General features: G+C 66.6%; 22 protein-coding genes. 8 read left to right on the top strand and 14 right to left on the bottom strand.

Annotated elements, in window-relative coordinates:
• Positions 1-50: 50 nt before the first annotated feature.
• Positions 51-1,340, bottom strand: coding sequence for an isocitrate lyase (aceA, locus tag J4E04_RS02585; protein WP_027506305.1), 1,290 nt, complete (start codon positions 1,338-1,340; stop codon positions 51-53).
• 350 nt (positions 1,341-1,690) lie between these two features.
• Positions 1,691-2,053 (bottom strand): SPW repeat domain-containing protein, encoded by a 363-nt coding sequence (locus tag J4E04_RS02580; protein WP_490149842.1) that lies wholly within the window; start codon positions 2,051-2,053, stop codon positions 1,691-1,693.
• Positions 2,054-2,229: 176 nt separating this feature from the next.
• Between J4E04_RS02580 and ramB the strand changes: the two genes are divergently transcribed.
• Positions 2,230-3,642, top strand: coding sequence for an acetate metabolism transcriptional regulator RamB (gene ramB / locus J4E04_RS02575; RefSeq protein WP_027506304.1), 1,413 nt, complete (start codon positions 2,230-2,232; stop codon positions 3,640-3,642).
• A gap of 1 nt (position 3,643) precedes the next feature.
• On the opposite strand, the gene J4E04_RS02570 is transcribed toward ramB, so the two are convergent.
• A complete protein-coding gene (locus tag J4E04_RS02570) occupies positions 3,644-4,138 on the bottom strand; it encodes a DUF2029 domain-containing protein (protein ID WP_490149841.1) in 495 nt (164 codons plus the stop codon).
• The gene (locus tag J4E04_RS02565) at positions 4,138-4,368 is read right to left on the bottom strand and encodes a helix-turn-helix transcriptional regulator (protein WP_222638049.1); all 231 of its coding nucleotides are present in this window, start codon (positions 4,366-4,368) and stop codon (positions 4,138-4,140) included. The genes J4E04_RS02570 and J4E04_RS02565 overlap by 1 nt, the downstream gene beginning before the upstream one ends.
• A gap of 92 nt (positions 4,369-4,460) precedes the next feature.
• On the opposite strand from J4E04_RS02565, the gene J4E04_RS02560 reads away from it, so the two are divergent.
• Entirely contained in the window at positions 4,461-4,997 is a 537-nt protein-coding gene (locus J4E04_RS02560; protein ID WP_027506301.1) for a carboxymuconolactone decarboxylase family protein, read from the top strand.
• Between the two features lie 59 nt (positions 4,998-5,056).
• On the opposite strand, the gene lpdA is transcribed toward J4E04_RS02560, so the two are convergent.
• Positions 5,057-6,460 carry a dihydrolipoyl dehydrogenase gene (gene lpdA / locus J4E04_RS02555; RefSeq protein ID WP_027506300.1) on the bottom strand — a complete coding sequence of 468 codons (1,404 nt, stop codon included), beginning with the start codon at positions 6,458-6,460 and terminating at the stop codon, positions 5,057-5,059.
• Positions 6,461-6,558: 98 nt separating this feature from the next.
• Complete coding sequence (locus J4E04_RS02550; RefSeq protein WP_027506299.1) at positions 6,559-7,407, bottom strand: aldo/keto reductase; 849 nt, start codon at positions 7,405-7,407, stop codon at positions 6,559-6,561.
• A gap of 179 nt (positions 7,408-7,586) precedes the next feature.
• On the opposite strand from J4E04_RS02550, the gene J4E04_RS02545 reads away from it, so the two are divergent.
• Positions 7,587-8,009, top strand: a complete 423-nt coding sequence (locus tag J4E04_RS02545; protein ID WP_027506298.1) for a nitroreductase/quinone reductase family protein — start codon at positions 7,587-7,589, stop codon at positions 8,007-8,009.
• A 21-nt stretch (positions 8,010-8,030) separates the two neighbouring features.
• Here J4E04_RS02545 and J4E04_RS02540 read toward each other — a convergent pair whose 3' ends face one another.
• Both J4E04_RS02540 and J4E04_RS02535 read right to left on the bottom strand, forming a co-directional pair.
• Positions 8,031-8,990, bottom strand: a complete 960-nt coding sequence (locus J4E04_RS02540; RefSeq protein ID WP_490149840.1) for a dipeptidase — start codon at positions 8,988-8,990, stop codon at positions 8,031-8,033.
• Entirely contained in the window at positions 8,987-9,604 is a 618-nt protein-coding gene (locus J4E04_RS02535; protein WP_490149839.1) for a TMEM175 family protein, read from the bottom strand. The genes J4E04_RS02540 and J4E04_RS02535 overlap by 4 nt, the downstream gene beginning before the upstream one ends.
• 52 nt (positions 9,605-9,656) lie before the next feature.
• Between J4E04_RS02535 and J4E04_RS02530 the strand changes: the two genes are divergently transcribed.
• Positions 9,657-11,720: a prolyl oligopeptidase family serine peptidase gene (locus J4E04_RS02530; protein WP_490149838.1), complete on the top strand. Its 2,064-nt coding sequence runs from the start codon at positions 9,657-9,659 to the stop codon at positions 11,718-11,720.
• Between the two features lies 1 nt (position 11,721).
• Here J4E04_RS02530 and ppk2 read toward each other — a convergent pair whose 3' ends face one another.
• The gene (gene ppk2, locus J4E04_RS02525) at positions 11,722-12,588 is read right to left on the bottom strand and encodes a polyphosphate kinase 2 (protein WP_027506294.1); all 867 of its coding nucleotides are present in this window, start codon (positions 12,586-12,588) and stop codon (positions 11,722-11,724) included.
• A gap of 171 nt (positions 12,589-12,759) precedes the next feature.
• On the opposite strand from ppk2, the gene J4E04_RS02520 reads away from it, so the two are divergent.
• Positions 12,760-12,990, top strand: a complete 231-nt coding sequence (locus J4E04_RS02520; protein WP_037186123.1) for a PspC domain-containing protein — start codon at positions 12,760-12,762, stop codon at positions 12,988-12,990.
• Between the two features lie 22 nt (positions 12,991-13,012).
• Here the strand turns inward: J4E04_RS02520 and J4E04_RS02515 are convergent, their stop codons facing one another.
• Positions 13,013-13,162 carry a hypothetical protein gene (locus tag J4E04_RS02515; protein ID WP_222632006.1) on the bottom strand — a complete coding sequence of 50 codons (150 nt, stop codon included), beginning with the start codon at positions 13,160-13,162 and terminating at the stop codon, positions 13,013-13,015.
• A gap of 148 nt (positions 13,163-13,310) precedes the next feature.
• A complete protein-coding gene (locus J4E04_RS02510; RefSeq protein ID WP_222632008.1) occupies positions 13,311-14,750 on the bottom strand; it encodes a glucose-6-phosphate dehydrogenase in 1,440 nt (479 codons plus the stop codon).
• Between the two features lie 78 nt (positions 14,751-14,828).
• Here J4E04_RS02510 and J4E04_RS02505 point away from each other — a divergent pair, with 78 nt between their 5' ends.
• Positions 14,829-15,431, top strand: a complete 603-nt coding sequence (locus J4E04_RS02505) for a hypothetical protein (protein WP_027506292.1) — start codon at positions 14,829-14,831, stop codon at positions 15,429-15,431.
• Positions 15,432-15,437: 6 nt separating this feature from the next.
• On the opposite strand, the gene J4E04_RS02500 is transcribed toward J4E04_RS02505, so the two are convergent.
• Both J4E04_RS02500 and J4E04_RS02495 read right to left on the bottom strand, forming a co-directional pair.
• A complete protein-coding gene (locus J4E04_RS02500) occupies positions 15,438-16,121 on the bottom strand; it encodes a hypothetical protein (protein WP_490149837.1) in 684 nt (227 codons plus the stop codon).
• Between the two features lie 120 nt (positions 16,122-16,241).
• Complete coding sequence (locus tag J4E04_RS02495) at positions 16,242-16,538, bottom strand: hypothetical protein (protein WP_490149836.1); 297 nt, start codon at positions 16,536-16,538, stop codon at positions 16,242-16,244.
• A gap of 146 nt (positions 16,539-16,684) precedes the next feature.
• Between J4E04_RS02495 and htpG the strand changes: the two genes are divergently transcribed.
• Entirely contained in the window at positions 16,685-18,598 is a 1,914-nt protein-coding gene (gene htpG / locus J4E04_RS02490; RefSeq protein ID WP_490149835.1) for a molecular chaperone HtpG, read from the top strand.
• A 68-nt stretch (positions 18,599-18,666) separates the two neighbouring features.
• On the top strand, positions 18,667-19,998 hold the full coding sequence (locus tag J4E04_RS02485) for a flavin monoamine oxidase family protein (protein WP_490149834.1): 1,332 nt from the start codon (positions 18,667-18,669) through the stop codon (positions 19,996-19,998).
• On the opposite strand, the gene ligD is transcribed toward J4E04_RS02485, so the two are convergent.
• Positions 19,979-20,932: a non-homologous end-joining DNA ligase gene (gene ligD, locus J4E04_RS02480; RefSeq protein WP_490149833.1), complete on the bottom strand. Its 954-nt coding sequence runs from the start codon at positions 20,930-20,932 to the stop codon at positions 19,979-19,981. The genes J4E04_RS02485 and ligD overlap by 20 nt on opposite strands.
• Positions 20,933-20,949 lie beyond the last annotated feature (17 nt).

Below are 20,949 nucleotides of genomic sequence, written 5' to 3'. Positions count from 1 at the left end.
CGAATGTCGCGAGCCGCCTGACTAGTGCGCTGAAACCTCGGAGTGGCGGATCAGTGGAACTGGCCCTCTTCGGTGGAGCCCTTCAGGGCTGCGGTCGACGTGTTGGGGTCGACGGTGGTGGCGATGCGGTCGAAGTAGCCGGCGCCGACCTCACGCTGGTGCTTGATGGCGGTGAAGCCACGCTCCTCGGCCGCCTTGAACTCGCGCTCCTGCAGGTCGACGAACGCCGTCATGCCCTCGCGGGCGTAGCCGTGCGCCAGATCGAACATGCCGTAGTTGAGCGAGTGGAAGCCGGCGAGGGTGATGAACTGGAACTTGAAGCCCATCGCGCCGAGCTCCTTCTGGAACTTCGCGATGGTCGCGTCGTCCAGGTGCGCCTTCCAGTTGAAGGAGGGCGAGCAGTTGTAGGCGAGCAGCTGGTCGGGGAACTCGCTGCGGACCGACTCGGAGAACTTCTTGGCGACCTCGAGATCCGGCACGCCGGTCTCCATCCAGATGAGGTCGGCGTACGGGGCATAGGCCTTCGCACGGGCGATGCAGGGCTCGATGCCGTTCTTCACGCCGAAGAAGCCCTCGGCGGTGCGGGTTCCGTCCAGGAACTCCTGGTCGCGCTCGTCGACGTCCGAGGTGATCAGCGTGGCTGCCTCGGCGTCGGTGCGGGCGATGATGACGGACGGCACGTCGGCCACGTCCGACGCGAGACGCGCGGAGGTCAGGGTGCGGATGTGCTGCTGGGTGGGGATGAGCACCTTGCCACCGAGGTGGCCGCACTTCTTCTCCGAGGCGAGCTGGTCCTCCCAGTGCACGCCTGCGGCGCCGGCCGCGATCATGGCCTTCTGCAGCTCGTAGGCGTTGAGCGCGCCACCGAAGCCGGCCTCGGCGTCCGCGACGACGGGCGCGAGCCAGTTCTTCACGGACGAGTCACCCTCGACCTTGGCGATCTCGTCGGCGCGCAGAAGAGCGTTGTTGATGCGACGCACGACGCTCGGAACCGAGTTGGCCGGGTAGAGGCTCTGGTCCGGGTAGGTGTGGCCGGAGAGGTTGGCATCACCGGCGACCTGCCAGCCGGAGAGGTAGATGGCCTGGAGGCCGGCGCGCACCTGCTGCACGGCCTGGTTGCCGGTGAGGGCGCCCAGCGAGTTGATGTAGTCCTCGTTGTTCACGAGATCCCAGAGGATCTCCGAGCCGCGACGCGCGAGCGTGGCTTCCTCCACGACGCTGCCCTGCAGGTCGGACACCTGCTGTGCGGTGAAGTTGCGGGTGACGCCCTTCCAGCGGGGATTGGTGTCCCAGTCCTTCTGGATCTCTTCCGTGGTCTTCGGTGTGCCGGTGGTCGACATCGAAAAGCTCCGTCTCTGTTGCGTCTGCGTCGGCAGCGTGCTCGTGCTTCGCAGGCTTGCCAGGCATATCGGATGTACGACCCCACGATGGCACAGAGAAAAAGTGGTGTCTACCTGCTGAGACTGTAAATCTACGCTAAGCAGTACGCGCGTTCTGCGAATCTTGCGAAGAACGTTGCGAGTGTCGTGGCGACTCCGTACCCGTCAGTAACCTGATAACCGCAGTTCGGGAACGAAATGCACGCAATACCGAACACCGACGAGATCGCCGTGCGACACGCTCACTCCCGGCGTCGCCCACGGCCGGCTGTGACCACCGTCACCGTACGTTCGTACTGTTTTCTGGTGCGTCAGGCCGGCGCAGCGACCCGACGACGCTCGGTCAGCACTCCCAGGACACCCATCGCCGCGATCACGACGCCGCCGACGAGCGCGTAGTAGTCCGCCGTGCTAGCACCGGCGGGGAATGCGAGGACGACGGGTGACGTCGCCAGCACGACACCGAGTACGACGTGGGCCCAATGGCTCGAGCGCGATGCACTGCCCATGGCCCACAGCGCCGAGAATGCCGCCAGCAGACCCAGCACGAGGATGGCGCCGGCCACCTCGCTGCGGTGGGGCACCGGGAGCCAGAGCGTCGACAACACCAGAACGGTGCCTGCCACCAGCACCACCGCGTCGCGGGCAATTTCCTGTCGTACCGAGTGGGCCATCTCGCTTCTCCTCACAGTCGTCTCTCACGTGCACTGCACCTCTGCCCCCTGCAACGCCTAGTGTGCGCCCGTCTTCCCCGGCGCGCCCGTGTGTGACAGACCAGACCTGAAACCCGTCTCACCTGCAAGGACCTGGCAAAGACGGGGTAATGCCGGGGGCGTCCTAGACTGTCCGCATGGCACGGACCTACGTCGGCGGCCGGCTTCGCCAACTGAGGGTCGAGCGAGGGTTGAGCCAAGCGGCGCTCGCCAAGCAGCTCGCGATCTCGGCCAGCTACCTCAACCAGATCGAGCACGACGTCCGACCGCTGTCGTCAGCGGTGTTGACGCGCATCACCGCAGTGTTCGGAGTCGACACCACGTTCTTCTCCACCCAGGACGACACGAGGCTCGTCGCCGAACTCCGCGAGGTGACCCTGGACCAGGACGTCGGAGTCGACGCGGACATCGACGAGCTGGCCGAACTCGTGGCCGACCACCCGGCGATGGCGCGAGCGATGGTCACCATGCATCGCCGGTACCGCAACACCACCGCCCAACTCGCGGCGGCGACCGAGGACCGCTTCGCCGACGGCAGCGGCAGCGGATCCATCTCGAAACCGCACGAGGAGGTCCGCGACTACTTCTACCAACGCCAGAACTACCTCGACGCACTCGATCGTGCGGCCGAGGACCTGGCGAACCGATTGCGTTTCCACCGGGCGGACGTCGCGGCCGAGATAGCCAAACGGCTCCGCAATCTGTACGACGTCCAGGTCATCGAGCGCATCGACCTGGGCGAGAACGTCCTGCACCGCTTCGACGCGCGGACCCGTGTTCTCGAGATCTCCCCGCGACTGTCGGCCGGCCAGAAGGTGTTCCGCTTCGCGGCCGAACTCGCGTACCTGGAGAACGGCGACCTGATCCGCAGCATGGTCGAGGACGGGGGCTTCACCGGCGCGGAGTCGCGGGCACTCGCACGACTCGGCTTCGCCAACTACTTCGCCGCGGCGACCGTGCTGCCGTACGCGCGCTTCCACGAGGTGGCGGAGGATTTCCGGTACGACATCGAACGACTCTCCGCCTACTACGCGGTGAGTTACGAGACCATCTGTCACCGGCTCTCGACGCTGCAGCGGCCGTCGCTTCGCGGGGTCCCGTTCTCGTTCGTCCGGGTCGACCGTGCCGGCAACATGTCCAAACGCCAGTCGGCCACCGGGTTCCACTTCTCGTCGAGCGGCGGCACGTGCCCGCTGTGGAACGTGTACGAGACGTTCGCCTACCCGGGCAAGATCATGACCCAGATCGCCGAGATGCCCGACGGTCGGCGCTACCTGTGGATCGCGCGCACGGTGGAGCGGCGAGCGGCGCGCTACGGCGAACCCGGCAAGACCTTCGCCATCGGTCTGGGATGCGAAGTGCGTCACGGAAATCGGTTGGTCTACGCCGACGGCCTGGAGTTGGACGGATCCTCCGTGGCGACGCCGATCGGCGCCGGATGCCGCGTGTGCGAGCGTGCCCACTGCCCGCAGCGTGCGTTCCCGCCGCTGGGCAAGGAACTCGACATCGACGAACATCGAAGCTCGGTGTCGCCGTACACCATTCGCTGACTCAGTCCTCTTCGGTCTCGAACTGCTGCTTGCGACGGCGGCTGCGCCGGATCATCAGCGCCACCGCTCCGCCGCCGACGATCCCCCCGACCACCAGGCCCGCCCACGTGTCGGCTCCCGCGCGGCTCGGCAGGTACCTGTCGGGAGCGAGCGTCACGCCGATGCCGACGAATGCGACGAGCATCAATGCGGCAGTCACGTTGGCGCGCGCCGTGAACCACCGCGACTCCGCGAACAGGTCGACGTTCTTCGACTTGGCGTACCCGATGGTCGCGTAGTTCACGACCGCACCGAAGACGATGATGCCCAACGAGATCCACGCACCTGTCGGCCCGGCAGCCCACGGGAGGACGGCGGCGGCGATCAGCCCGCCGAAGATGTGCAATTGCAGACCCACGGCGGCAGACTCGTTCCACACGTCCCTCTGACGCTCGTCGTCATAGAACTCGCTGTCCAGATCGCCGACGAAACGCATCGTCGCGGTGAAGGTACTCATCAGGATTCCTCCTCGTAGTCGAGCCGATCATCGGGGGTGAGCGGGAAGAGATCCTCGACCGTCGAGTCGAGCGCTCCCGCCAGCTTCAGGGCCAGGTACACGCTGGGCGAATAGTCGCCACCCTCGACCGAGACGATCGACTGCCGGCTCACTCCGCACGCCCGCCCCAGTTCCGCCTGGGTCAGGCGCGACGACTTACGGAACTCCCGCACCCGGTTCGTCACGACCATGATCCGAGTCAACTCCACTTGTCATTACGTGTCAAGAGTTCTTGACATCAGATCACCGAGCGGGGGACGACTCGGGTGTTAGCCTCAGCGACGTGACAGGACACCGCACCCCTCCGGCCACCCTCCGCTCGCTGCGTCCCGTCAACTGGGGCATCGCCCGACTGGCCGGCGCGGTCACCCGCACCGGCGACATGCACCTGTTCTCCACTCTGGGACAGACGGGCGGCCTGTTCCGCGCCTGGCTGTTCTACAGCGGCCGCCTGATGCCGTTCGGTGGGTTGCCCCGCAAGGACACCGAGACGGTGATCCTGCGGGTCGCCGCACTCCGCGACTGCCGGTACGAACAGGACCATCACCTCCGTCTGGGCGCGCGCGCCGGCATCGACGACGCCCTCGCCGACGCCATCGCCGCCGGTCCCGACGCTCCGGGTCTCGACAGTCGGACCGCCCTGATCCTGCGGGCGGTGGACGAGCTGGTGTCGACCCGCGATCTGTCCGACGCCACGTGGACCGAGCTGACGACCGTCTGGTCGTCCCGATCGCTCATCGAGTTCGTGCTGCTGGTGACCCAGTACGACGGACTCGCCACCACGATCACGACACTGCGCATCCCCCGCGACTACCAGTAGCTGCACAGACGAGAACACCCCGGTCGCTCGTGAGCGGCCGGGGTGTTCTCGTCGGAAGATCAGAAGTTGATCATGTGCCCTGCGAGGCCGTGGATGGCCTCCTGCAGTGCCTCGGACAGCGTCGGGTGCGTGTGCACGTTGCGCGCGAGTTCGGTGGCCGTCAGGTCCCACTTCTGCGCGAGCGTCAGCTCCGGGAGGAGCTCCGAGACGTCGGGTCCGATGAGGTGCCCGCCGAGCAGCTCGCCGTGCTTCGTGTCGGCGATGAGCTTGACGAAGCCGGTGGGATCGCCGAGTCCGTGTGCCTTGCCGTTCGCCGTCATGGGGAACGTCGCGACCTTGATGTCGTGGCCGGCGTCCTTGGCCTGCTGCTCGGTGAGACCGAAGCTGGCCACCTGGGGCTGGCAGAAGGTCGCGCGCGGCATGAAGCGGTAATCGTCGATGGGAAGCGTCTCGGCGCCGCCGATGGTCTCGGCCGCCACGACACCCTGTGCCTCGGCGACGTGGGCGAGCTGCAGCTTCGCCGTCACGTCACCGATCGCGTAGATGTGCGGCACGTTGGTGCGCATGACCGAGTCGATGGCGATGGCCCCGCGATCGGTGACCTCGACGCCCGTCTTGTCGAGCCCGAATCCCTCGACACGAGGAGCGAATCCGACGGACTGCATGACCTTGTCGACGGTGACCGTCTCGGTCTCGCCGCTCTTGTTGTTCTTGATCGCGACGGTGACCTTGCTGCCGTCGTCGTCGATGCTCTGCACCGCGGCGCCGGTCATGATCTTCACGCCGAGCTTCTTGTACTGCTTGGCGATCTCCTTGGAGACGTCCTCGTCCTCGTTCGGTAGCGCGCGATCGAGGAACTCGACGATGGTGACGTCGACGCCGTAGTTCTTCAGGACGTACCCGAACTCCATGCCGATGGCGCCCGCGCCGACGATGAGGATGGAGCCCGGGAGCTCCTTCGTCATGATCTGCTCTTCGTACGTCACGACGTTCTCGCTCAGCGACGTTCCCGGCAGCAGCTTCGTGGTGCTGCCGGTGGAGATGATCGCGTTGTCGAAGGTGACGGTCTCGCTGCCACCCTTCGTCAGCTCCACCTCGATGGTGTTGGCGTCGGTGAACGACCCCTTGCCGTCGAGCTGGTCGATCTTGTTCTTCTTCATCAGGAAGTGGATGCCCTTGACGCGACCGTCCGCGACCTTGCGGCTGCGATCGTAGGCAGCGCCGAAGTCGAACGACACGTCACCGGAGATGCCGAACTGCTTGGCTTCCTTGGTGAACAGGTGCGCCAGTTCAGCGTTGCGCAGCAGAGCCTTGGACGGGATGCAGCCCACGTTGAGGCAGACACCGCCCCAGTACTTCTGCTCGATGATGGCGGTTTTCAGGCCCAGTTGCGCCGCGCGGATGGCTGCGACGTACCCACCGGGTCCGGCTCCGAGAACGACGACGTCATAGTGTGAGGTCACGGTTGTCCACCTTAGTCCCGTCGATCCGGACACATATCGAAAGGTCCGGCTACTGGCTGGTAACCGGACCTTTCGTGTCTTTATTTCAGCGGCTCTACTCAGTCGGGGATCATGTCGAAGGTGTCGGGGTTCGGGCCGGTGCGGCCGTCCTCGCCCTTGTCCAGCGCCGAGATGTCGGCGATCTGACGGTCGTCGAGTTCGAAGTCGAAGATGTCGAAGTTCGCCTCGACGCGCTCCCGCGTGACCGACTTCGGGAAGATGATGTCGCCGCGCTGGATGTGCCAGCGGAGGGTGACCTGCGCGGTGGTCTTGCCGACGTCCTTCGCGATGCGCTCGAGCTCGGGGTCACCGAGAACCTTGCCCTGCGCGATGGGTGACCACGCCTCGGTGGCGATGCCGTGCTCCGCGCCGTACGCGCGCACCTGGTAGTTCGAGAAGTACGGGTGGACCTCGATCTGGTTGACCGACGGGACGGTCTCGGTCTCCTGCGCCAGCTTCTCGAGGTGCGGCACCTGGAAGTTCGAGACACCGATGCTGCGCGCCCGTCCGTCCTTCGTGAACTCCTCGAGCACCTTCCAGGTGGAGACGTAGTCACCGTCGTACTGCGTCGGCAGCGGCCAGTGGATGAGGAACAGGTCGATGTAGTCGGTGCCCAACTTCTCGAGTGTCTCGTCGAACGAGCGACGGGCGTCGTCGGGGCGGTGGAAGCCGTTGTTCAGCTTGCTGGTGATCCAGACGTCGTCACGGGAGACGCCCGAGTCCTTCACTCCCTGGCCGGTCTCCTTCTCATTGCCGTACATCTGCGCGGTGTCCAAGTGGCGGTAGCCCACCTCGATCGCGGTGCGGACGGCATCGGCGGTCTTCTCCGGCTCGATCTGGAAGACGCCGAAACCCAGCTGGGGGATGGACCGGCCGTCGTTGAGGGAGAGGGAAGGAACGTGGCTCATGTGCGTGAACTCCTGTTCGTTGTTCGTGATCCGAGTTCGTGCTCGTGTGCGCGGAGTACCCCGCGACGGGGGCGGTGAAGCCACCCGCGGTCGCCCCGCTCCTCTGGTGCAACGGGTGTGTCGAATCGTTATTCCGGATCGATGGTCGTCGCGACGACGAGGACACCAGAATGACCACCATGAGCGACTTCAACTCGATGGTCATCGCGGAGTTCCGCGACAACGGTGGACACGTGGCGACAGCCGGGTTCGGCGACAACCTCGTGGTGCTGCACTCGATCGGTGCACGCAGCGGCGAGGTGCGGCTCAACCCGCTCTTCGCGATCTCCGAGAACGGCACCTGGTTGGTGGTGGGCTCCGCGGCCGGGGCGGTGAAGGATCCCGCATGGGTGCACAACCTCCGGGCTCACCCACGCATCGACATGGAGGTCCCCGGCGACGACGCGACCGTACGCACCATCGCCGTCGACGTCACCGAGGTGCCCGACGACGAATGGGAGACTCACTGGGCGAAGTTCACCTCGGCGTCCCCCGGCTTCCTCGAGTACACGACGACGGCGGAGGGGCGACAGTTCCCGATCTTCCGCCTGACGCCCGCCTGACAGGGTCGGGTCCAGCCGGCGTCAGGTCCACACGGCGTCGGCCACGCGGCGGAAGTTGCCGCCGAACACAGCCGCCACCGCACTCTCGTCCCAGCCGCGCTCGGCGAGCACGGCCGGGAGCGTGTGGGTGTCCTCGGGCGGAACCCACTGCAGTGCCCCGTATCTCGTGTACTCCTCGGAGAACGCCTCGGGGTGGAGTGCCAACTCGGTATTGAAGTCCTCGTGGTCGAAGGAGTAGTCGCTGCCGACACCGATGTGATCGATCCCGACAAGGTCGACTCCGTACTCGACGTGGTCGGCCATGGCGCGCACCCGATCCGCGCGACGTTCGGGTTCGTTGACGCCGAGGAAGATGCCCACCCCGTTGATGCCGACCACGCCGCCGGTGTCGGCGCACGCACGCGCCTGCTCGTCGGTGATGTTCCGCGGATGTTCCCACAGCGCAGCAAAATTGGAATGACTGTAGATCATCGGCCGGGACGTCGTCGCGGCGATGTCGAGCCCCGTCCGCCGGGAACAGTGCGACCCGTCCGCTGCCATGCCCGCCTCGTTCATCGCCCGGATCAGGTCGCGTCCGTGGGCGGTGAGACCCGTGTCGACGGCGTCGAGGCATCCGCATCCCGCGGCGTTCGCATGGTTGTAGGTGGGCAGCATCGAGCGCACGCCCAGTTCGACGAAGTAGCGCACGTTGTCGAGGTCGCCGTCCAGAGGAGCGGAGTCCTCGAGGTCGAAGGCCACGGCACGCAGTCCCCGTCGTCGGGCCTCGTCGATGTCGGCCACGCTCCGCGCCGGAAGGAAGCGACCGTCCGCGAGTGCCCGCGCACTCCACGTCGTGGCCAACTCCGTCGCCGACGCCTTCGTGTGGGGCGAGTAGCCGACGTTGACGGAGAGGTAGCTCCCCGCCTCGTACCGCGCCAGTTCGGTGATGTCGGTGTCCGCGTACAGCGGCAGGCAGGTGTGCTGTTCCCACAGCGCTGTCACCGCGCACCTCCGGCCAGCGCGCGAGAGAGCAACGGGGCGAACAGCATCGCGAGCAGTGCGTAGAGGCCCACAGACGGGACGAGCAGCGCCACCGCGGAGACCACCAGGAACAGAACGACCGGAACCCAGGGCACCGCCGCGCCGCGCGCGCCGCGACGCAGATCTCCACGCAGGAAGCCCGCAGCACGCACTCGTGCTGCGAGGAGACGGGACACGATCATGGTCACGGCGATGACCCCGAGGTACAGCCCCACCGACAACGGGTCCCCGTGGGGAGCCGCGACCTCCAGCACGGTCGCCACGGGCATCAGCACGATGCCGGCGAGCCACAGGAGGTTGAGCCGCACGACGACCTCGTCGTACCCCGTGACACGAGTGAAGAGCGCGTGATGATCGCGCCAGAACCCCGCGATGACCGCGAAACTGATGCCCGCGGCCACGAGTGCGTAGCCGTTCTCCCGCAGGAACGCTCCCGCACCCTCCGGGGTGTCGCGGGCACTGTCCACGAGGGGGAGCACGACGAGCGTGATGGCGATCGCCACCACCGCGTCGGAGAAGAACACGATGCGGTCCAGCCCTTGCTGAGAGCGCACCTCGGTGTCGGGTTCGGTCACCTCGACACTGTAGGTGCGCCGTCCTGCTCGCGCGAGGGCGACCGCGGGCAGAATGGGCGATGTGACCGACAAGTACGAGTGGCTCGAAGACGTGACCGGCGACGCCGCCCTCGAGTGGGTGCGCGCCCGTAACGAGCGCACGGTCGACGAGTTCACCGCGAACGACGAGTTCCGGACGCTCGAGACCGACATCCGGAGCATTCTCGACACCGACGCGCGCATTCCGTACGCGCGCAAGCGCGGCGACCACCTCTACAACTTCTGGAAGGACGCGTCGCACCCCCGCGGGCTGTGGCGGCGCACCACCATGGAGGAGTACCGGAAGGACAGTCCCGCCTGGGACGTCATCATCGATCTCGATGCTCTCGCCGAGGCCGAGGGCGAGAACTGGGTGTGGAAGAGCGCGCAGGTGCTCCGTCCGTCGTTCGACCGCGCGCTGATCTCCCTGTCGCGCGGCGGCGCGGACGCATCGGTGATCCGCGAGTACTCGCTCACGTCCCGCTCCTTCGTCGCACCCGACGAGGGTGGCTTCGTCGTCCCCGAGGCCAAGACGGACATCGACTGGATCGACGCGGACACGGTCTTCGTCGGCACGGATCTCGGACCCGGGTCGCTCACCGATTCCGGGTACCCCCGGCGCGCACACCGGTGGCTCCGTGGAACTCCTCTCGCGGAGGCTCCAGTCGTGTACGAGGGTGAGCAGACCGACGTCGCGGTGTTCGCCTCGCACGATGCGACGCCCGGCTTCGAGCGCAGCCTGGTCCAGCGCGCCACCGACTTCTTCAATGCCGTCACCTCCATTCTTCACGACGACGGATCGACCACGGTCCTCGACGTGCCCACCGATGCCTCGGTGTCCCTGCACGAGAACTGGTTGACCGTTCGCCTGACGACCGCATGGACCGTCGACGGCACCGAGTACGCCGCAGGGTCGCTGGTGGCCGCGAAGATCGACGAGTTTCTCTCCGGTGCAAGGGATCTGATCGTCGTCTTTGCTCCCGACGCCCGCACGTCGCTGCACCAGTACGCGTGGACCGAGAACCATCTGCTGATGGTGCTGCTCGAGGACGTCCGTTCCAGCGTGCACGTGGTGACGCTGGGCGACACGGTCACCTCCGAACGCCTGCAGGGACTCCCGGACGCCGTCGACGTCACCGTCATCGGCACCGACCCCGAGTTCGGCGGTGACGAGTACTTCCTCGACGCGAGCGGCCACCTCACTCCGTCCACTCTTCTGGTGGGCACCGTCGGGACCGATCCCGAGGTCCTGAAGTCCGCTCCCGCGTTCTTCGACACCACGGGCCTCGCGGTCGAGCAGTACTTCGCCACCTCACTCGACGGCACACGCGTGCCCTACTTCGTCGTACGGAACCCCGGAACGCAGGACCGTCCGACGGCCGCAGGCCCCACCCTCCTCTACGGATACGGCGGTTTCGAGGTCTCACTCACCCCCTCGTACAGCGGCGTGGTCGGCGCGGCCTGGCTGGCTCGGGGCGGTACCTACGTGGTGGCGAACATCCGCGGCGGCGGCGAGTACGGGCCGTCGTGGCACACCGAGGTGCTGAAGTCCGGTCGACACAAGGTGCACGAGGACTTCGCGGCGGTCGCGAGCGATCTGGTGGAGCGCGGCATCACCACCCCGGACCAGTTGGGCGCGCAGGGCGGCAGCAACGGCGGCCTGCTCATGGGCATCATGCTCACCAAGTACCCGGAGTCGTTCGGCGCCATCGTGTGTCAGGTGCCGCTCCTGGACATGAAGCGGTATCACCGCCTGCTGGCCGGGGCGTCGTGGATGGCCGAGTACGGAGATCCCGACGATCCCGACGAGTGGGCCTTCATCTCCGAGTACAGCCCGTACCAGAACGTCGCACCGCCGGGGAACTCGATCGGTGTGTATCCGCCGATCCTCATCACGACGTCGACGAGGGACGACCGTGTGCACCCCGGGCACGCGCGCAAGATGGACGCCCTCCTCGAGGAGTACGGGTACGACGTCTCCTACTACGAGAACATCGAGGGCGGCCACGGCGGTGCGGCCGACAACGCGCAGGCCGCATTCAAGTCCGCGCTGGCGTACACGTTCCTGTGGCGGACGCTCGGGGGCGGTACCCGCTAGGTCAGTCGGTGTCCGGTTCCGCAAGTCCGACGATGGACGGATCCGGGCGCCCCACCACCTCGTGGTCCTTGTTCGAGTAGTCGAAGCTGTTCAGCACGAAGCGCATCGCCTCGAGGCGGGCGCGTTTCTTGTCGTTGCTCTTCACCGTCGTCCAGGGGGCGTGATCGGTGTGGGTGAACCGGATCATGTCCTCCTTGGCCCTCGTGTACGCGTCCCACTTGTCCAGGGAGGCGAGGTCCATGGGCGAGAGCTTCCACTGCCGTACCGGATCGACCTGGCGGATGGCGAAGCGCGTCCGCTGTTCGAGCTGGGACACCGAGAACCAGAACTTGGTCAGCTGCACTCCGTCGTCGACGAGCATCTGCTCGAACAACGGTGCCTGGTGGAGGAATCGGTGATACTGCTCGTCGCTGCAGAATCCCATCACACGTTCCACGCCGGCCCGGTTGTACCAGGAGCGGTCGAACAGGACCAGCTCTCCGGCAGCCGGTAGGTGGGTGACGTACCGCTGGAAGTACCACTCCGTCGACTCGCGTGGCGACGGCTTCTCGAGTGCCACCACCCGCGCGCCGCGAGGGTTGAGATGCTCCATGAAGCGCTTGATCGTGCCGCCCTTGCCGGCGGCGTCGCGACCTTCGAAGACGATGACGTGGCGGCCACCGGTCTCCTTGATCCACATCTGCAGCTTCAGCAACTCGATCTGCAGAAGACGTTTCGTACCTTCGTATTCCGCGCGCGGCATCCGCTCGTCGTACGGGTACGCCTGGCGCCAGGTGTCCACCGGGACTCCGTCACCGGTCAGCAACACGGGGTCGTCGTCGTCGTCGTCCCGCACGCTGAACGACGAGGTGTCCGAGAGGTCCACGATCCGGGACAGGGCGAAGTCATCGAGAGCGGTCACGCCAGGAACCTACGAGCCGCCGGAGACGGGACGGTGATCACGGGGTGAACAGCAGATGCCGTGACAGGCGGAGTGTCAGGGTACGTCTCGGGGTGGTCACCGATGGTGCAGCGCCCGGGCGGAACTCAGAATGGAGACATGACATTCCACGAGAGCAACTCCACCGTCCACCCGAACCCGAACCACACCACGCAGCTGACGCGAAGCCGAGACGACGCCTGGATCGCCGGGGTCTGCGGCGGTGTCGCCGCGTACACCGGATGGGATCCCAGCCTGGTGCGCGCCCTCACCGTGGTCGGCGCCCTCGTCTCGTTCGGCACCGTCGCCCTGCTCTACCTCGCGATGGTCATGCTCGTTCCCCGAGCATGACCATCGCGGGGCGTCGCGGAGATCAGCTGCCGCTACCGGTCCCGCCGGTTCCGAGAAGACCGTCGAGCAGTCCTCCCACACCGTCGAGCACAGAATCCAGTGCGCCACCGAGCAGTCCACCACTCAGCAGGCCACCGTCGGTCCCACCACCGAGAATCAGATCGAGAAACATCCGTCGTCCCTTCTCCTACACCGCGCCAGGAATGACGGCGACGGCCCCGATGGCCGTGGGCTGGACTGTAAATGCCCGCGACCGTGAAAGGAATGGTTTCCTGCCGTAAAAGTCCGGATTCTCGGGAGCGGTCGACCTTACCGTCGAGTCACTTGTCTCCGGTCACCAACCAACCACAGGGAGAGGCCAAGTCGTTCGCTGCCTCGGGTCCCATCGAGCCGGGCTCGTACGGGAGCACGGCCGGCGGAGAGGTCAACAACGGTGCGGCGACCTCCCACACGTGAGCCAGTCCGTCGGGACGGGTGAACAACGACCGGTCACCGTCGAGTACGTCGAGAATGAGTCGTGAATAGGGCGACAGCGGCTCGGCGTCCGACACCGTCGACAGGTCGAGCGACATCCGACCGATCCCGAGGTCCTCGCCGGGGCCGGGCTCCTTGACCGTCATGGCGATGTCCACTCGGCCGTCGCCCGACAGGTCGAACGTCAGCACGGCGCCGTCGGCCGGCAGGTGCTTCACCGGTCCCTCGGGGCGACGGAACACCAGCGACACCCGCTGCGTGCTGGTTCCCAGCATCTTGCCGGTGCGCAGGACGAAGGGAACGTCGCGCCACCGGTCGGTGTCGACCCACATGCGTGCGGCGACGAACGTGTCGGTCGACGAATCGTCCGCGATCCCCTCGACGTCCTGGTAGCCGCGGTACTGACCGAGGACCACCTCGGACGTGTCGAGCGGGCGGAACGCCGCGATGACCGACTCGCGGGCAGTCTGCAGGTCGTCCGCACCGAGGCTGAGTGGGGGCTCCATGGCCACCTCCGCCGCGACCTGGAACAGGTGCGTCACCAACATGTCGAGCACGGCACCCGTGGCGTCGTAGAACTCGGCACGGTCGTCGATGTCCAGCGTCTCCGGCACGTCGATCTGCACCTGCTCCACGTGTTCCCGGTTCCAGATCCCCTCGATCATCCCGTTCGCGAAGCGCAGGATGTGCAGGTTCTGGGTGTTCTCCTTGCCGAGGAAGTGGTCGATCCGATAGACCTGCTTCTCGTCGACGATGGCATGGACCGCCTCGTCGAGCTTCTCGAAGTTCTCCTGCGACGTGCCGAACGGCTTCTCGTAGACCACCCGCGCGCCCTCGGCGAGATCGTGTGCGCCGAGCGCCTCGGTGTAGTCGATGAAGGTCGAGGGCGGCAGCGCGATGTAGTGCACGAGCTGCACGTCGCCGCCCAGCTCGTCCTTCACGTCTCCGATGACCGACGGCAGGTCACCCGGATCGTCGGCGGTGAATCCGTTGCCCGCGAAGCGAACACGGTCCGCGAACGACGACCACACCTTCTCGTCGATGCTGTCGACACCCTCCCCGGGACCGAACTCCTCGAGCGCCGCGCGGATGTGCTCGCGGAACTCGTCGTCGGTCTTCTCACCTCGACCGTTGCCCACCAACGCCCACTGCTCGGGCAGCAGTCCTTCCTGCGCAAGTTCGTAGAACGCCGGCAGCACCATGCGCTTGGCAAGGTCTCCCGTCGCCCCGAAGAGCACGAAGATGGTCGGAGCCCCGCCGGATTCGGATGTCGCAGTGTCAGCCATGCCTCCATGATGCCCAGTCGGGGGCTCCCCCGAACCTCGATCGCCTCACAGTGCCGCGTCGACGCTACTGTCGAGCCGGTGACACGATCGATCTTCGACGGCGACATCGCCGGTCTCGGGACCTCCAGCGGAACCAGGATCGTCGTCGGCCACTGGACGTCGTCGCCGCTGGGCGACTTCACCGATGTCATGGTCGAGTTCGCGGACGGCGAGCGCCTTCTGCTGGCACCGTCCGACGCGGTCCGCGAGTTCGTCACCGCGACCTACCACTTCGACACGACGACCATCACCGACGTCTCGTATCACCGCCGAGGTGACCGAGTCGGCGTCTCCGCGGGTGATCTCGAGGTGTCCTTCCAGATCGGCGGCCCGACACTGCTGGGTCGACTGCTCACCCTCGCACCGACGTCGGTGGTCACCGCACCCTGGTTCTGTACGGTGAGCGACCCGATCGCGCGGGTCGTGATGCGCGGCGTGCGGACCAGGGGCACCGCCGGCGGTGGGCGGCGCGAATACTACGGAGCGCGAGGGCAGCGCAGCATCGTCGGCGCGACGGCATCGTGGAAGGGCGACGATCTGGGACACCTGTCGCCGGTGGAGCCGCCGGTGCGATTCGGATTCGGGTCCACACCCGCGGCCCCGTCGACGACGCGGATACGCACGACGATCGACCACCGCTGACCGAGGTCACCGCAGGGTTGTGTTCTCGTCACGGGAGAGGAAGAACGCGTTCGAGCCGACGCGGGCGCACGCGACTCCGTCCTCCCGAGAGACGCAGAAGCTCTGCCCCGTGTTGATCACCTCGCCGTACTGCAGTGTGCGGATGTTCTCAGAGCCGGTGAAATAGCCCTGATTCGTGCAGTAGTGGATCGGCCCGGCGCTCTCCACACGGACGGCGTACTTGCTGGTGGCACCGTTCGAGCAGACCTCGCCCTCGTCGGGAGCGACACTGAACACGGCCTGGCATCCCAGGAATCCGACCGAGGTTCCGTTCGGGAAGAGCCCACACGACACATTCCCCGACGGCGTCCGGAAGTAGTACCCCTCACCCGCCCCGCCACTGTCGCGGAAGAGCTCGGGATCCACCGACACCTCCTGTGACCCCGGACGCGGGAGTGCGTCCGCCGGGTCTGCCGACTCTGCCGACGGCGACTGCTCGACCGGCTGTTCCTCTGCGCCCGGCTGATCCGACGCTGCACCGGTGGGCGGCTCGATCGGCGCCACGACCGATGTCCCCGTCGGCGTCACGACCGAGGTGTCAGCGGGCGCCGGAACCGCCGTCGCCGACGTCACCTGGTCCGGAGCCGAACATGCCCCCAGCACCGCGGCGCCGGCGACCAGGGTGGCCGCGACGGCAGCCCGTGTGCTCATCGAGAACGACATGTCGACTCCTGTCCGGAGCCGGCCGATCGCCGCCCCCTCTGACATACCCATCGGTCTCTTTCGTGGCGTCGTTACCTGTACTCACGTCACGATCAGGACACGAGCCGGCTAACTGCCGTCGAGGGGTGCGATGCCGGCGATGAGTTGGTACGGAGTCAGCGAGAAACCACGCTGAGGTCCGAACCAGCGAATGCAGTCGACCAGGATCGTGCTGCCCTTGGCGCGCTCCGCAGCAGCGACGTCCGGACACGTGGGGAAGATCCCCGGCACCACCTCGTAGTACAGCGGCCCGACGTAGGTCGGCTCCGCGGAGGCGGTTCCCGCCCCTGCCAGCACCGATCCCGCCGTGACGGCTCCGGCGGCGAGCACTCCACCGACCACTCGCCGTAGTCCGATTCGCACCATGACACACACCTTCCGATGGGAGAGCCCCGGCCTTCGAAAACCGTACCGTGCGGACTGTTACGGGGGAAGAGGCATGCGGGAACGCAGGCACGGTTGCCGTAAAATACGAGGGTCCACCAGGCACTTGTTTCGATCAGGGGAGTCACGTGACCGCGCACGTCGAAGAAATGCAGTTCCAGGCCGAGACCCGGCAGCTGTTGGATCTGATGATCCACTCGGTCTACTCCAACAAGGACTCGTTCCTCCGCGAGTTGGTGTCCAACTCGTCGGACGCGCTGGACAAGCTGCGACTCGAGTCGTTCCAGAACAAGGATCTCGGCGCCGACACCTCCGATCTCCACATCGACCTGGAGATCGACAAGGAGAACCGCACCCTCACCGTGCGGGACAACGGCATCGGCATGTCGCGCGACGAGGTCGTCGATCTCATCGGCACGCTCGCGAAGTCGGGCACCGCCGAGGTCCGCGCGAAGCTGAAGGAAGCGAAGGACGCGGCCGCGTCCGAGGAGCTCATCGGCCAGTTCGGCATCGGCTTCTACTCCACGTTCATGGTGGCCGACAAGGTCACCCTCGTGACCCGGCGCGCGGGTGAGGACTCCGCGACGCGCTGGGAGTCCAGCGGTGAGGGCACGTACACCATCGAGGAGGTGTCCGACGCGCCTCAGGGCAGCGCCGTGACCCTGCACCTGAAGCCGGCCGACGACGAGGATCACCTCTACGACTACACGTCCGAGCACAAGATCCGCGAACTGGTGAAGCGGTACTCGGACTTCATCGCGTGGCCCATCCGCATGCAGGTCGAGAAGACCACCGGCGAGGGCGACGACGCCACGACGGTGCTCGAGGACGAGACGGTCAACTCGATGAAGGCGCTGTGGACGCGCTCGAAGGACGAGGTCTCGGACGAGGAGTACACCGAGTTCTACCGCCACGTCAGCCATGCATGGGACGAGCCGCTCGAGGTCATCCCCATGAAGGCCGAGGGCACCTTCGAATACCAAGCGCTGCTGTTCATTCCGTCGCGCGCACCGTTCGACCTCTTCATGCGGGAGTCGAAGATCGGCATCCAGCTGTACGTGAAGCGCGTGTTCATCATGGACGACTGCGAGGAGCTGGTGCCCGAGTACCTGCGCTTCGTCAAGGGTGTCGTCGACGCGGCGGACCTGTCCCTCAACGTCTCTCGCGAGATCCTGCAGCAGGATCGCCAGATCCGCGCCATCCGGCGCCGCCTGACGAAGAAGGCGCTGAGCACAGTCAAGGATCTCCAGGCGAACCAGCCGGAGAAGTACAGCACGTTCTGGACCGAGTTCGGCCGCGCCCTCAAGGAGGGCCTGCTCTCCGACCACGACAACCAGTCCACTCTCCTCGAGCTGTCGTCCTTCGCCAGCACCCACAGCGACGAGAAGCCGACCACGTTGGCCGAGTATGTCTCTCGGATGAAGGACGGCCAGGACGCGATCTACTACATGACCGGCGAGTCGCGCCAGCAGGTGGAGAACTCCCCGCACATGGAGGCGTTCACCGCCAAGGGACTCGAGGTGCTGATACTCACCGACGCCGTCGACGAGATGTGGACCGGGTCCGTACCCGAGTTCGACGGGAAGCCGTTCCGTTCCATCGCGAAGGGTGCCGTCGATCTGGGTGACGACGAGGCGGAGACCGAGGAGAAGGACGCACGAAAGGCGCAGTTCGCCGACCTCACCTCGTGGATGGCCGAGACGCTGTCCGACGACGTGAAGGAGGTCCGCCTGTCCTCACGCCTGACCACCTCACCCGCGTGCATCGTGGGCGACGACTTCTCCCTGAGCCCGCAGCTCGAGAAGATGTACCGCGCCTCCGGCCAGCCGGTCCCCAAGACCAAGCGCATCCTCGAGCTCAACCCGGACCACGCACTGGTCACCGCGCTGGAGAAGGCCCATGCGGAGAAGAAGGACGAGATGGCGCTGGCCGAGACCGCGAAGCTGCTCTACGGCACGGCCCTGCTCGCCGAGGGCGGCGAGCTGGACGATCCGGCGTCGTTCGCGAAGCTGTTGGCGGAGAGGCTGACACGCACGATGTGAGTCGGGCAGGCCGGAGGCCGGTCGGTGTGAGTGTGGCCGTGATGGGGCCCGCCCGTAGGGTGGGCCCCATGTCGGGGGACGTGGTCGTGATCGGGGCGGGGCTCAGCGGGTTGGTGGCAGCACGGGAGCTCGAGCGAGCGGGTCGGTCCGTCACGGTGCTCGAAGCTGCCGATCGCATCGGCGGGAAGGTGCTCACCCGAGATGTCGACGGGCACCACGTCGACTACGGCGCGCACTGGGTCGGCGGGGATCAGACGGCTGTCCTGGACCTGGCCGACGAACTCGGCGTCGCCACCGCACCCGAACCGCGTCGTCGACGTGGCGCGGACGAGCTCTTCGCTGCCGCAGGACGCGTCCACCGATATCACGGGCAGGTGCCGCCGATACCGGCCCGGGAGTGGCTGCCGGTGGGACTCGGGATCGCCGGACTGGACGTGGCAGTGCGACGCAGCCGCAGCACCCCGCTCCCCGTACTCGACGCCTGGCGTCCCGGCGAGCACGACATGTCGAACGCGATCGGCGATCGACTGTTCCGGTCCGCGTACGGACGCGACATCCTCACCTGCTTCTATCGCCTGATCTTCGGAGCCGACCCCGACGAGGTCCCGGCTCGCGCAGCGCTCGAGTACCTTCGGGCAGCCGGCAGTCTGCGGGCGATCGCGGAAGTACGCGACGGCGCGCAGGAACGCTACTTCGTGGACGGCGCCGGGGCTCTCGTCGCCGCTGTGGCGCAGCAACTCTCGGTGGATCCTCGTCTACGGACACCCGTCACCGCCGTCCGCGCCGATGGGTCGGGAGCCGACATCATCACCGACGACGGGACTCTACGAGCGTCCGCCGTGGTGATCGCGGTACCCCTGCCCCGCGCTGCGGACATCGACGGCGCACTCCCTGCCGGTGCCGGTGAACGGATGCGGAACTCACGCATGGGCGAGTACGCGAAGACCATCGTGGTGTACGACGAGCCGTGGTGGCGCGAGGACGGTCTCACCGGAACCGTCCTCGACGTCGACGGACCCGTGCAGATGGTCGTCGACGGTGATCCCGGCGCGGACTCCCCCGGTGTCCTCGTCGCCTTCAGCGGTGGGCGAGCGGCGTCGGACCTGTTCTCCCGCAGTGACCGTCGTGAGGTCGTCGTCGCGGAGCTGGTCCGCCTGTTCGGCGCGCATGCGGCATCCCCACGCCGGATCGACGACATCACCTGGTCGGAGCAACCGTGGCTGGGCGGCGCACCCACCGCCATTCCCCCGTACGGCGGAGTCTTCGAGCCCAGCGAGCTGACCACCGGCCGAGTGCACTGGGCGGGAACGGATCTGGCGGACCGCTGGCCGGGTTACCTCGACGGAGCCGTGCGGTCCGGTCGGCGAGCGGCCGCGGAGATCATTCGTCCGGTTCGGTGAGACCCTCCCGCTCGTCACGCTCGGCCCATTCGATCAGCGGCTCGATCGAGTACACGGCATCGTCGATGCCGGCGTGCAGATCACCCAGGTCGGCGAACCGCGCGGGCACAGTGTGCATCGTCAGGTCACCGGGCTGGACGTCCGCGATCTCGTCCCACGTGATGGGAGTCGACACGGTCGCATCCTGATTCCCGCGCACGGAATACGCGCTGGCGATGGTGTGATCCCGCGCGTTCTGGTTGTAGTCGACGAACAACGTGGTGGGATCGCGATCCTTGCGCCACCACGTCGTCGTCACGTCCTCGGGTGCGCGCCTCTCGACCTCGCGGGCGAACGCCAGTGCAGCCCTGCGCACATCCTTGAACCCGTGATCCGGGGCGATACGGACATAGACATGTAACCCGTTGCCGCCCGACGTCTTCGGCCATCCCACAGCGCCCAGTTCGTCCAGCACCTCGTGAACCACGCCCGCGACCCGTCGCACACGGTCGAACGAGCAGTCGGGCATCGGATCCAGATCGATCCGCCACTCGTCCGGACTCTCCACGTCGGCGCGGCGAGTGTTCCACGGGTGGAACTCCACCGTCGACATCTGCACGGCCCAGATCACGTGCGCCAGTTCCGTGACGCAGAGTTCGTCCGCGGTGCGGTTGTAGCGCGGGAACGTGACCTTCACGGTCTCCATCCAGTCCGGAGCACCCTTGGGCAGGCGCTTCTGGTGCACCTTCTCCCCCGCCAGCCCGTCCGGGAAGCGGTGCATCATGCACGGCCGCTCGCGAAGTGCGCGCACGATGCCGTCCCCCACGGACAGGTAGTACTCGACCAGATCGCGCTTGGTGGCACCGCTCGCAGGGAAGTACACGCGGTCGGGGTTGGACACCCGCACCGTGCGTCCGCGGACTTCGAGCTCGATCGCCGGTGACGTGGCTGCCATGTTCGCGATACTAGTGC

Source organism: Rhodococcus sp. NFXS4 (genome assembly GCF_058139645.1).
The sequence above is the reverse complement of the archived record's forward strand: the minus strand, read 5'-3'. Positions and strand labels throughout refer to the sequence as shown.

Excerpts from the sequence above, each read along its gene's own strand:
- J4E04_RS02545 (WP_027506298.1), top strand. The coding sequence starts at position 7,587 with ATGAGCGACTTCAACTCGATGGTCATCGCGGAGTTCCGCGACAACGGT.
- J4E04_RS02520 (WP_037186123.1), top strand. The coding sequence starts at position 12,760 with ATGACATTCCACGAGAGCAACTCCACCGTCCACCCGAACCCGAACCAC.
- ligD (WP_490149833.1), bottom strand. The coding sequence starts at position 20,932 with ATGGCAGCCACGTCACCGGCGATCGAGCTCGAAGTCCGCGGACGCACG.
- J4E04_RS02570 (WP_490149841.1), bottom strand. The coding sequence starts at position 4,138 with ATGAGTACCTTCACCGCGACGATGCGTTTCGTCGGCGATCTGGACAGC.
- ramB (WP_027506304.1), top strand. The coding sequence starts at position 2,230 with ATGGCACGGACCTACGTCGGCGGCCGGCTTCGCCAACTGAGGGTCGAG.
- J4E04_RS02580 (WP_490149842.1), bottom strand. The coding sequence starts at position 2,053 with ATGGCCCACTCGGTACGACAGGAAATTGCCCGCGACGCGGTGGTGCTG.
- J4E04_RS02550 (WP_027506299.1), bottom strand. The coding sequence starts at position 7,407 with ATGAGCCACGTTCCTTCCCTCTCCCTCAACGACGGCCGGTCCATCCCC.
- J4E04_RS02510 (WP_222632008.1), bottom strand. The coding sequence starts at position 14,750 with ATGGCTGACACTGCGACATCCGAATCCGGCGGGGCTCCGACCATCTTC.
- aceA (WP_027506305.1), bottom strand. The coding sequence starts at position 1,340 with ATGTCGACCACCGGCACACCGAAGACCACGGAAGAGATCCAGAAGGAC.
- J4E04_RS02515 (WP_222632006.1), bottom strand. The coding sequence starts at position 13,162 with ATGTTTCTCGATCTGATTCTCGGTGGTGGGACCGACGGTGGCCTGCTG.
- J4E04_RS02495 (WP_490149836.1), bottom strand. The coding sequence starts at position 16,538 with ATGGTGCGAATCGGACTACGGCGAGTGGTCGGTGGAGTGCTCGCCGCC.
- J4E04_RS02500 (WP_490149837.1), bottom strand. The coding sequence starts at position 16,121 with ATGAGCACACGGGCTGCCGTCGCGGCCACCCTGGTCGCCGGCGCCGCG.
- J4E04_RS02485 (WP_490149834.1), top strand. The coding sequence starts at position 18,667 with ATGTCGGGGGACGTGGTCGTGATCGGGGCGGGGCTCAGCGGGTTGGTG.
- J4E04_RS02565 (WP_222638049.1), bottom strand. The coding sequence starts at position 4,368 with ATGGTCGTGACGAACCGGGTGCGGGAGTTCCGTAAGTCGTCGCGCCTG.
- J4E04_RS02530 (WP_490149838.1), top strand. The coding sequence starts at position 9,657 with ATGGGCGATGTGACCGACAAGTACGAGTGGCTCGAAGACGTGACCGGC.